The 12201-nt window shown below is 41.1% G+C and carries 9 protein-coding genes; 2 read left to right on the top strand and 7 right to left on the bottom strand.

The window, feature by feature from the left end:
- Positions 1 to 124 precede the first annotated feature (124 nt).
- On the top strand, positions 125 to 2914 hold the full coding sequence (locus K331_RS0118165; RefSeq protein ID WP_028591428.1) for an alpha-L-rhamnosidase: 2790 nt from the start codon (positions 125 to 127) through the stop codon (positions 2912 to 2914).
- Between the two features lie 106 nt (positions 2915 to 3020).
- Complete coding sequence (locus tag K331_RS0118170; RefSeq protein ID WP_028591429.1) at positions 3021 to 4031, top strand: AraC family transcriptional regulator; 1011 nt, start codon at positions 3021 to 3023, stop codon at positions 4029 to 4031.
- Between the two features lie 129 nt (positions 4032 to 4160).
- Here the strand turns inward: K331_RS0118170 and K331_RS0118175 are convergent, their stop codons facing one another.
- From K331_RS0118175 to K331_RS0118210, 7 genes are all read right to left on the bottom strand, one after another.
- On the bottom strand, positions 4161 to 4631 hold the full coding sequence (locus K331_RS0118175; RefSeq protein WP_028591430.1) for a DinB family protein: 471 nt from the start codon (positions 4629 to 4631) through the stop codon (positions 4161 to 4163).
- Positions 4632 to 4744: 113 nt separating this feature from the next.
- Positions 4745 to 5206: a nuclear transport factor 2 family protein gene (locus tag K331_RS0118180; protein ID WP_028591431.1), complete on the bottom strand. Its 462-nt coding sequence runs from the start codon at positions 5204 to 5206 to the stop codon at positions 4745 to 4747.
- Positions 5207 to 5522: 316 nt separating this feature from the next.
- A complete protein-coding gene (locus K331_RS0118185) occupies positions 5523 to 6359 on the bottom strand; it encodes an alpha/beta fold hydrolase (protein ID WP_028591432.1) in 837 nt (278 codons plus the stop codon).
- A gap of 789 nt (positions 6360 to 7148) precedes the next feature.
- Positions 7149 to 8438: a hypothetical protein gene (locus K331_RS0118195; RefSeq protein WP_028591434.1), complete on the bottom strand. Its 1290-nt coding sequence runs from the start codon at positions 8436 to 8438 to the stop codon at positions 7149 to 7151.
- Positions 8438 to 9415: an ATP-binding protein gene (locus K331_RS29880; protein ID WP_051289903.1), complete on the bottom strand. Its 978-nt coding sequence runs from the start codon at positions 9413 to 9415 to the stop codon at positions 8438 to 8440. Before K331_RS29880 ends, K331_RS0118195 begins: the two co-directional genes overlap by 1 nt.
- 14 nt (positions 9416 to 9429) lie before the next feature.
- Positions 9430 to 11406 (bottom strand): hypothetical protein, encoded by a 1977-nt coding sequence (locus K331_RS29885; protein ID WP_051289904.1) that lies wholly within the window; start codon positions 11404 to 11406, stop codon positions 9430 to 9432.
- Positions 11403 to 12095, bottom strand: coding sequence for a TnsA endonuclease N-terminal domain-containing protein (locus K331_RS0118210; protein ID WP_028591435.1), 693 nt, complete (start codon positions 12093 to 12095; stop codon positions 11403 to 11405). Before K331_RS0118210 ends, K331_RS29885 begins: the two co-directional genes overlap by 4 nt.
- Positions 12096 to 12201: the final 106 nt, after the last annotated feature.

The following is a 12201-nucleotide window of genomic DNA, read 5'->3' on the forward strand; positions in this document are numbered from 1 at the left end:
TTTCGTATCCGACAACACCTGTAAATCAAGCACTAAACATGCAGGGATAGAACATTGACCTCCCTCCTTTGGAAACGTTTTAATTAAGGTAGCTAAGCAAGTGAACTATGGGGAGGTCGTTACCATGCTAAAAGTGAAAACGCTTCGATGCGAACATTTCAACAATCCAATTGGACTAGGCTGCCTGCAGCCACGATTAAGCTGGCACATCGAATCGGATAAGATGTATGTCACCCAAAAACGGGTTCAGCTACAGGTGTCTTTAGATAGTGAATTCGATTCGCTGCTCTGGAACCATTTCACTTATTCGGAGCAATCCGTTCTTGTTCCATATGAAGGCCCCCCGTTGGAATCTGGGCAACGATATTATTATCGGGTCAAAGTATGGGCCCAAGGGGCGGGGGACACAGAGCCGGAAGAGTCGGCGTGGAGTGATACAGCATTTTGGGAAATGGGCTTATTGCATGAGCGGGATTGGAAAGCACAATGGATCACTGCCCAGGAGCGAAGCATACATGAGGGTTTTCAGGCGCGGGCACCATTTGCAACAACGAAAGGTTTCTCGGTAGAGGGCAGGGTTAGTAAAGCCGTCATTTATGCGACTAGCCTCGGTTTGTATGAATTGCAGCTGAATGGGCAAAGAGTGGGCGATGTGTACTTCACCCCGGGATGGACGGACTATAATAATCGTGTTCAGGTGCAGACGTACGACGTTACGGATCTCATTGATCAGCAGCATAACCGAATTACGGCGATGGTGGGTGAGGGGTGGTACAGTGGTTATCTGGGGTGGCAAAAACGTAAAGACACTTACGGGGATACGAATGCCTTGCTGCTGCAAATGAAAATTAGCTATGAAGATGGCCGTACTGAATTGATCTGCTCAGATGCCACATGGGAGGAAACGGGCTCCGCTATACTAATGTCGGATATCTATAACGGCGAAATCTATGATGCAAGGCTAGAACTATTGGAAGACGGAGATTATCCCACCAACGAACGGAGAATGGAACGAAAAAAGATGAAAGTCTTATCGTTTCCTTTGAGTCATCTCGTCGCTCAGGAGAACGAGCCGGTGCGGATTATGAATCGTCTCAAGCCAGTTGAGCTCATTCGAACCCCTAAAGGTGAACTGGTTCTTGATGTGGGCCAAAATATGGTGGGATGGCTGGAATTTAAAGTTAAGGCACCAGCCGGTACGGTGTTGAATCTGGTTCATGGCGAGGTGCTGGATCAGGACGGTAACTTCTATCGGGATAACATTCGGGATGCAGCACAGCAGATTACCTACATTTGCAGTGGAAAAGGCACGGAGACGTATCGCCCGCATTTTACGTTCCAAGGCTTTCAATACGTGAAGCTTGAGGGCTTTCCGGACGGGGTAAGAATTGAAGATTTCACCGGTGTTGTCCTGCATTCTGGCATGGAGGCAATTGGAACGTTCGAGACATCCAGCCCGAAGCTCAATCAGCTGCAGCATAACATCGTGTGGGGACAAAAGGGGAACTTCCTGGATGTACCAACGGACTGTCCGCAGCGCGACGAAAGGCTGGGTTGGACGGGGGATGCGCAAATTTTTGCGAGAACGGCCAGCTTCAACATGAATACAGCGTCTTTTTTTCGCAAATGGCTAAGGGATTTGGCTTACAATCAGCTGGAGGACGGGGCAGTTCCTTTTGTTGTTCCAGACGTTCTCAAAGGAACCTTTGCGGATAGCATAAGTAGAACGACAGCAGCTTGGGGCGATGCGGCCGTCATTTGTCCTTGGACGATCTATCAGTGCTATGGGGATAAACAGATTTTGGCCCAGCAATACGACAGCATGAGAGCTTGGGTTGATTATATTCGTACACAAGGAAGCGAAGAGTATCTGTGGGACACCGGATTGCAGCTTGGGGACTGGCTGGCATTGGACAGTGAGGAAGGAAGCTATTTCGGAGCAACGGACGGAACATTGATTGCGACGGCGTACTTTGCGTATTCAACACAGATCGTAGCTCAAACGGCGAAGCTGCTCAATCGTTATAGCGACTACAAAATTTATCAATCTTTACATGCAGGCATTAAAGCTGCCTTTATCACCCGATATTTTAATGATGCAGGCCAGCTCACTTCGAATACACAGACTGCGCAGGTTATCGCCTTGTATTTCGATCTGGTGCCTGAACCGTATAAAAAGCAGGTCATTCAAGAGCTTGTCAGTCTTATTGAAAAGAAAAACATGCATTTGGATACCGGTTTTGTCGGTACCCCGTATCTTTGCTTAGTTTTATCCGATCATGGCTATGCAGATGTAGCCTATACGCTATTGTTCCAAAATGATTACCCTTCATGGCTCTATCAAGTTGAACGGGGAGCAACGACGATGTGGGAGCACTGGGACAGCATCAAGGAGGACGGATCGTTTTGGAGCACAGCGATGAACTCTTTCAACCACTATTCATATGGTTCCGTCGGCGATTTCATGTACCGGAACATTACGGGAATTGACCTGATTGAACCAGGCTACAAAAAATCACGTATCGCACCCAAACCACCTATGAAATTAACGTCAGCTAGTGGTGAATTGGAAACACCGTATGGAGCTCTTAAGGTTCATTGGCAAATTGAGAATGAAGAAATGCGGTGCAAGGTTCATATTCCGCACAATACAACAGCTCATATCACGCTACCAGGTGTAGTGGATACAGACGAATTGAAGCGGACCATTGCTAAGCAATATCCTTCGATTGCGAATCCGCCAGTAAGCATTCCGCTGGAGTTGGCGAGTACAATGGGGACTGATGGGAACGATAAGATTTTCCAAGAAAGTGGAGAGCACGCGTTGTCATTTACAGTAGGTTCCGGCCAGTACGAATTCAATTATAAGTACCAACAGCAGGTTCAGCATCCTACACGTGCATCCTTAAGCTAAATCACGTACACTAGAGGAAAGACTAGGCATCATTTAACAATTCCATTCATCAACGGGCGGACCGGTGCTGCCCGTTTTTTTCATTATCGTCGTGGGAGGGACATTAGTGGAGCTTCAAGAGCTGGATCAGTTGCTGCGAACCAAAACAGAAATTGAACTGCTGCAACAGCAGAACAATGAGGTCTTCAATGACCTTTCTGCAAAATCGGAGGATGAACGATATTTCGACATGCAGCGAAACATTTATCGTATGCCAGCATCGTTTTTCTTTGATAAACATGATATTTTCATCAACAAGCACAACCGCTTCGCTCCGATGTTGGAGCACATGCACGAATTCATCGAGTTGAACTATGTATATTCCGGGACATGCAACCAGATCATAGCAGGGAGGGAAGTTCGGCTTGAGGAAGGCCAGATGTGCGTTCTGGATCGGGATGTACCTCATAGCATCGCTCCTCTAGGAGAGAACGATATCCTGATCAATATTTTACTGCAGAGGGAAACGATTTCCTCGTTGTTCCTGCAACGGTTGTCGAAGAAAAAAAGTGTAATCGGCGAATTTTTAGCCAACTCAGTGCTGCAGCATCAACACTATGATCATTTCATTATTTTCAATTCACAGGGTCACGAGAACCTGCAGTACATTTTGCGAAGAATTTTGATAGAATACTTTTCAGAGCATGATGATTCGATGGAATTGGTGAAGTCATACTTACAGATTGTGTTTGGAGAATTGGTCCGCGTATTGAAGAGCGAGCACAACATGCGCCTGAATGAACAGGAAAGTAACATAACGGCCATTCTGAATTACATAGAAGAGCACTATAGGGACCTGAGTCTGCAGCAATTATCGGATCATTTTAACTATAACAGTACATACTTGAGTAATAAGTTGAAAAAAGTAACCGGTCTAACGTACACGCAAATGATCGCGAACATCAGACTGAACGCAGCTTATTCATTAGTCGTAAATACGCAGCTGTCGTTTGAAGCTATCTTTAAACAAGTTGGATATGACAGCATGAGCTTTTTTTATAAAAAGTTCAAACAGGCTTACGGAGCCACTCCGCAGACTATTCGGAACAAAGCGGTGAAAGAAAATAGAAATGAATGATCCATTTTATCGGTACAAGTTCTTGTTCCAAGCCAAGGACAAGAACTTGTACCGATTTGCTTGCATTACTTGAGCCCTATTGATAGTACCCATGTCAAGCATAAAGCAAGGGGGATACCTTTACTAATCCTAACTGTTAATTATGCTCTTGATGTTCTTAATAGTCGCAAAGTGCATTGCTTCATGGTAAATTAGAAAACCCAGTAACTGTTCTACCGTTGTAAAGGTAAGTCCTGTAGACGACTTGTAATGAGGTTCGATTTCTTCTTTCAATTTGCTTGAAAGTACCGATTCAACCCTTTCTATTTGTTCAGTTAACAAGCCAATTATTTGAGACATCGTTGGAGACTCTATATCCCAGTCAGAAGGTTTAGTTCCTGGATCAAACAACTTGCTAAAATTAGTAGGATATTTAGTTTCTTCCCCAGTAAGCTGGAAAGCGAATTTCTCATGTACAACATACATGTGGCCTAGATTCCATTTTATATTGTTTTTCAATCCTGCTGGGATAGTTTCCGCGGCAGATTCACTTATGCTACTCACATAATCCACTGCCTGACGGCGAACAAATCCCAATTGATCTACGACAAAATTACTCAAGATTTTGAACCTCCCGTAAAGTCACTTTATTCAAGGATGTAACCTCATAACCTTAACTCACCAAATACCTCAGTAACGAGAGGAGTTACGTCAGATTTTCAAAACAGTGCAAGTTACAGGTTTAACTCGCTTAGGCTTGGATGTTCAGCGGGACGCGAGCCAAGAGGCCAATGAAATTTGCGTTCCTCTTCCTTGATCGGCATGTCATTAATCGAAGCAAATCTACGCTTCATCAGGCCGTCGTCAGCGAATTCCCAATTCTCGTTCCCATACGATCTGAACCAATTGCCACTATCATCATGCCATTCATATGCGAATCTTACAGCAATACGGTTATCCGTAAATGACCAAAGCTCCTTGATAAGTCGGTAGTCCAGCTCTTTGGCCCATTTTCTAGTTAGTAAAGAGACAATTTCTTGGCGGCCTGTGATAAATTCACTCCGATTTCTCCAATAACAATCCTCAGTATATACAAGTGAGACGCGCTGGGGATCTCGGCTATTCCAGCTGTCTTCTGCCATCCGGGTTTTTTGGATTGCCGTTTCAAGAGTGAATGGGGGAGTTAAATTGTTCATTAAATTTCCTCGCTTTCTGTACCGTTTGTGTTAGTATAAACCGATTGGTTTAGATATGCAAGTTAATATTATTCCAAAGCGAGCACAAAAGGTTATTCCTTCAGAACTTTAAACTATTTCTTTTAAGGATGCACGATCTCTCAAATGTCGAATCGGTTCATATTCATAATGTACCAAGTAGCTACTATCTTATGCATAGTGGCTCTTTTTGTATATCAACGATTGTAATAATCAAAAAAGCAGAACACCCATACGAAGAGGGGTGTCTGCTTGTTTCACTTTGTGCTTTTTGCTAAAATTTTCAGCCTAGTTAAACTTAACCCTGCAAAAATTCAATCAATGCTGCGTTAAATTGATCAGAGTGGGTCGCATTAAATCCGTGTGGTCCACCTTCGACAACCACCAGACGGCTACCAGGGATGGATTCATGAGTACGCTGTCCACTCACCTCCAAAGGCACGATGGCATCTGAATCACCATGGATAACCAGTGTTGGAATATTGAATTTCTCCAGATCCTGACGGAAATCGGTAAGGGCAAAGGCAGCAATACAATCCAAGGTACCTTTAGGAGAAGCCAGAGATGCAATATCCCGGTTATAGATACGGAATGGTTCGCTTACGAGATCTGTACGGTCTCCTGCAGCGAAAAAGTTGTTTGTGAAACCGTCCAGGAATGCCAGACGATCCGCTTTTACCCCATTTTGGAATTCTGCAATAGTTGCATCATCCAATCCTCCTTGAGGATTATCTTCGGTTTTATAAAGATAAGGAGGGACTGCTCCTGCAAATACGGCTTTGGAAACGCGTTCTGTTCCGTATGTTCCCACATAACGTGCTACTTCGCCGCCACCCATGGAGAATCCGACTAGTGTGGCATCGCGCAGATCAAGGTGCAGAATCAATTTATGTAAATCCGAAGCAAAGGTATCATAGTCATAGCCATCCCAAGGTTGGGAAGACTGGCCAAATCCACGACGGTCATACGTGATAACACGGTAGCCCGCTTCAATCAGGGCAGGAACTTGCTTCTCCCAGGATCGTCCACTCAAAGGCCAGCCATGAATCAGGATGATGGGTTTTCCCGCTCCATGATCTTCATAATACAGTTCAATTGGTTGAGCATTCTCTTCGCCTACATTTACTTTAGCCATGGAAAATCCCTCCGTTAGTAATTATATTTTAGTTTAAATTGTACATATGCAATCTTCCATTGTCAATTTTATCCAATGATTGCCGTTTGAAGTGATTATTAGGAGATCGTACACATTGTAATAATGTGAGGCGCTACGATACATACAATCAATAACAGAAGCTTTGTCTGGCTCAGAAACATGAATGGGAAGGCTTGTTCATAAAATCTCCTCACTTTCTATACCGTTTGTGATAGTATATACCGATCGGTTTATAGTTGCAAGTTAATATCGCAACTAAGCTTATTTTGCAGCCTGCAACGAACATCTATGGAGAAGGAATCAAAGAATCAGAAATACAGAGAATGCTTTTAATAGATTTTGTTGAAAATAGCGGGGATTAAATTCCAGACACCGCTGCTTTTTTAATACTTCTTCACAAAACTCGTATTTTGTACATATGTATTAAGATCCTTTAGTTATAAGCTTGTCCTCGGTTCCTGTCGGATGACAAGAACTTATACCGTTAAAGGACAAGAACTTGTACCGATTTCCGTACCCTTTCTGCTTTGGATATTTAAAGCATCAAAAAAAACCGTAAATCATTTTCAGATTAACGGTTTCAAAAATTCAACTTTTTCACATATTCCTCGACTGTTTTTTGAAGCATCTTATGCTCATTACTTGGATCACTCATGATTAGCATTGTAGTTTTTTGTGGTGTGTATGATACCATCGATTGAATATCATGTTTAGCACCTTCATGCTGATAGGGGCAATCACATTTGTTTAGCAACAGCTCTTTGCTTTTCATATGGTAAATTCAATGCTGCTTGATGAACTGCTCTCATTAAAGTTGTATTTAAAAGCTACATTCGGGAAAGACCGATCTCTCATATCCTCAATTTCGCTCCAAGAAGGTACGCTGATTTCCTTACTTCTCTTCCCTGCGATCGCCAACCAAGCACAAAAGAAATTCTTACAGAACTGCATAACCAGTTTTTCAAGAATCCAAGAAAGAACCTTCACATCAAGAGTACTATGGATTTTCATTTGATATCTGGCAACCTGGTCAACGAAATACTCCAGGATGTCTCTGATTATTAGTGGCGCTGTATCAGAAATCAAGTTAGTTCTTAAAGAATTGAAGCCATAGAAATGTTCCTCCTTTAAGAGAGATTTTCTCCAAAAGACATAAGTGTATGCATAGGGGCAAATTTCAGGGAATGCAGCCGTTTTATCAGATTTTCTAAGTTCCATTAATTGAGAAATGCAATGTTGATGGTATTGAAGTGAATCCTGGAATAGTTGCTCTACAACTTGCTGAAATGCATTAGAACAAACTTGCTGTAAATCTTTTTGACAACGGTTAGAGAAATATTCAAGTCTGTGCATGGGTTCTACTGAAATAAAATGTTTAATTTCCTCAGGGTCAGTATTTATTAATAGCTTCAGGTTACAATGTTGTGCATGAATTATCCATTTGGAATGCATGTTTGCTGTCTTCATGTTTGCTTGAAGCCACAATAGAACTGTTTGATTTAATTGATTAGGCGGCCTCCACTCGTTCCAACTGGATCTATGAAAGTTAGCAAGGGCATATCCACACTTGCAATGAAATGCATGTTCTAACTGTTTATTAGACAACAAAAAGGGTATCGTTGCCCTGCAGTCCGGACAAAAGTTAGTCAATTTAAGATCATGAAATGCACATTCATCGAAAAGTTTAAACTGATGAAACCATGAATGAAACCCTCCCTCTATACATTTCGGACACCAGTGCAAATCTCTATGGAACCAATGCTCCCAAGAACTATATAAATCAGAAAATGGTGCTATCAACGACTGAATGATCTTATGACTGTGTTCTAGTAAGTTGAAATTCAGTGCATGATGAAGATTTTCAAGATGGAAACCACTTAAGTACAATAGTTCTCTCTGCTTGTCTCCTATGTGATGTTTAATTTTTTTTACTTCTATACTGCCAAAGACTTGTAGAATCTCGTTACGATCTGCAAGGTTTACCAAAGCTAATTTTTCAAATACAGACCAAGGTGATTCGTATTCGTGGATCCATCCTTCTCTCCATACGATATTCATTATCTATCTCCTTTATGTGCCAAAGCCATGTAAATTTCAGATTCAATGTAGCCGGTAAGCTTTATGGAATCAAGCCACTGTTGAGCTGAGATCCATTCAAGATGCTCCCCATTTGTTCCATAAATTTTCAAGGCGTTCTCAACAGCATACGTAAAGTATTCCATAGGGATTTCAAGTTTTGAATTCACACCATGTTCTCTGCGAAGATTTTGGAATTGATTAAAAATTACACCAGCATCTTTTTCTAATCGCAGCCCTTTCTCATATCCTTTTGGAAAAAAATATCTCGTGAAGCTCCAATCACTATTTTCAGGATACGCAGAGATCTCTGGTGAATCGTAGCATCGAAGAACAGCTTTGATATCTTCTAAGGAGGTAATACCGAAAAAACGATGTTCATGTGTCATAAATCTTCCAATGATTTGAGATTTACGTTGCTCTAGAAAGAATGTTCTTCTAGTCAACAATTCTTCTTGACCTACGCAAATTACAGTCATACTGATTTTCGCACGATCTAGTTGATTGTAGATGTCCATTAACCAATGATAATGTGATTCTGTTAAGTGATGTGCCTCATCCATAATTAAAATCGCTCTTCTTAAACGAGACTCGGATTTTTCTTTGAGTAAATTGACAATTTGATTTCGCATTTCACCAGGTTTTCGTCTAGCGACAAACGGAAATTCAAAATCATAAAGAAGATCAGCATAAAATTTCTCTTCACTTGGAAATCGATATGTGTTGCTGTTGGCTATGAATATTGGAATTGGTGCATTTATAAATTGTGACAAATTCTCTAATGCAAACTTTAATGCATAGGTCTTTCCAAGACGTGGCCTACCATAGACAATCATTCCTGGTAATCGGTTCAGTACAATTTTTTTGAGGTTATCCATTAAACGGAGTACTTCTTTGGTCGGGAGTAAATAATGTCCGACTTCAACAGGATGTGTTCCAACAGGTATCTGATTTTCCAATGACATCTTCTCCTTTAATACATCTTGGTTTTAAATTGTTTTAATAAGCGTTCGTAATCATCCATCTCGTTTTGCTTTACCCTTATGATCTGTTCTTCACGAACTTTATCTAATATTTCATACTGTGCTTTTGCTTCCTCCAATGCTATGGTTTGTTCCCCAGTTGGATCCGATGGTTTTTGTTTACTAACCTCATTCACTTGAGTGATCTTATTCGTCGATTTTTTCAGATTTTTTTGACTCATAAGGTAATCAGTATAAACAAAAATAGGGTCATCCCAAGTCGTGTGATGCATTAGATTTCGCGAAACTAATGAATTGATTGCACGTCTCGTTTGTAAGGAGTGCGGAGTTAGTGACCATCTTCCACTAACTGTTAAATAACCAAATTCACTACCATCTGGAAGAAAAGCTTTTAATATACGAAGATCGTCAACATTTACATGAAGAATCAGCTCGGTATTCAATAAATAGGCTGAATCAGCAAGTTTTTCACTTCGATATTCCGCGCCTTCATATTGAATATAAGGCTTTCTTCCAGAATTTAGTGCCCCTCTAACCGTTCGTTTTATTGTCGTCTGCATAAATAACATCTCCGATCTTTTTTCTTCCTCTAAGCGCCTAGGGAGTAAACCTGTTATTTGTATTCTCTTTTCAAGAAGTTCAAGAGGCGCTTGATGATATATTCCTCCATGAGGTGTACCATTGTAATTCGAAATCATTACATCAACAAGTTGCAATAAATGATCGTATGTTATGTTTAAATGAAGCGCTTTCTCTTCAGGGTTGTTTCGTCTAGGGTCATCCGGCCCGCTGCCCGTTGTATTTGGCAATCGATGAAACAGGTTTTCGGCTAAGTTTTTGAAAAATCTCTCAATAACTCCTCTTCTCATGGGAAGTGCTACCGGACCGAAGTTCAGAGTACATCCAACTAGGTTCATTAGTCGATCCTGTACCATTATTGCGTAGTGAGATTTGGCGTTATCTAGACAGATCACATCCCAAACTGCCCATTCTAACTCAGGAAACTTTTCTGTTGGAAAACCACCAGGAGGGTTATATGACAACCCAGGGATTGTCAATTCTAGCCGCTTATGTGGCATAACTGCATTACGTACACAGTGCATAACGTCACTTGCCCCGTACTCCCTATTTAAACAAATTGAATATCCCAAAATGTTACGAGTACTCACATCAATAATGGTAAGAATCCAGAAACGCTCCAGCGTCATAGTCACGAGATCTCCATCTGGTGTATTTAGATCTACAGTAAAAAAACCGTCAATTCGATGAGCATCAAATTGAACTTTCTGAAATGGGAATAGGTTAGAAAGTTGGTTTTGATCTTCCTCCCCTACTCGGTTTGCTCTTTGAAATGCATCGTAACCATAGCGAGCTGCTGACTTTCTGAAATTTTGCTGGGCTAATTCCTTAATGTACCGTTGTAAGGCCTTATATCCCATCCATTTTGTATTTAAAGGGTACTCAGAAAGTGTTATTCCTTTTTTCCGGCACTGCTCAATAAAGCGCTTGTGAATGTGTTTAACTTTCATGACCGGTTCCAATGAACGCTTTTTTCTACCTAAGAATAGATCTTCCACCAAGTCCTTAATGTCTGGATGCATGTCCAGAAAACGATTGAATTCTCCAGTTTTTCGCTCTTTATTTCTTTTTTCGCTGAATAAATCTAGTTCGTAGGTTTTTACATTTTTTTGTGGAATCAATCCTCGAAAACCTAAAACAACACCGTATTGATCGTACTGAATACATCTTCGAAATAATCTTCTCAAGTTGCGAGGTGAAACTCCGGTTGTGTGTTGAATGATATCTAGACTTTCTCTTCGGAAATACATTAAAACGGCTTTTTTACGCTGTATATAAACAGCATGAGCAGACTCATTTAATACATTCTCATCCACTGAGGGCCAAAATTCTGGATTAGCTTGCTCAGGTTCTAATCCATCCTGCTCATATATTCGTGATCTGCTCACTTTGTCCACACCTCCATTTCAAATCCGATAAGTTGATCTTCTATGTTTGATATGACCTCACCCTCGTAGAGTAGCCATTTTAGTGTTAAAATCACATCTTCTACTGCAATAGGAGAAAGGTTCTTTATAATTTCTTTAATTTTAGTCCCTTGATTCGAAATACAGCCTAACACTTCTTTTGTATAAGCAGGCTTCTTGCTATTGAGTACTGCCATTGATAATGATGTTCTATTTTCAATAGAATGACGCCCCCTTCTTATGTCATTTTCTGTACATATTACGTAATTTTTATTGTTAATTCTGCACCATTCTCGTTGTGCTTCGATTTGACGTTGAGTTCGAGCATATTTTGGATGTTTAGATATAAGCTCTATTTCGTATTTGACCTCTACAAATGTTTCCGAGTTATCCTTTTTCAAAATCCACATATCAAAGATGGATGTACGTAGTTGGCCGTTTATAACGTAAGAAATCTCCAATGGTTGCTCACAATATGTGAGAACTTCTGGATTCGTTTCAGTCACAAGCCAATGGTCATATTCCAGATCACTATACAGTTCGATGATCCGCTTATTGACCTTGTTTCCACGGGGAGTCCAATAGTTGTTTCCATATTTTTTGTTTCGCGGGATCTTGATTGGCTGGTATATCATGAATTCCTTTCTAATCGTAACGGATCTCTCCTTCATATTTGTTTACCTGGATCGGCTACACTTAGTTGGACAGAAAAAATAAGGGCTTGTAGAATAAACTTATCAAGTGAAGGAGCGGATATCTACAATGCCAAAACAACAA

Source organism: Paenibacillus massiliensis subsp. panacisoli DSM 21345 (genome assembly GCF_000426545.1).
Lineage (GTDB): Bacteria > Bacillota > Bacilli > Paenibacillales > Paenibacillaceae > Paenibacillus > Paenibacillus panacisoli.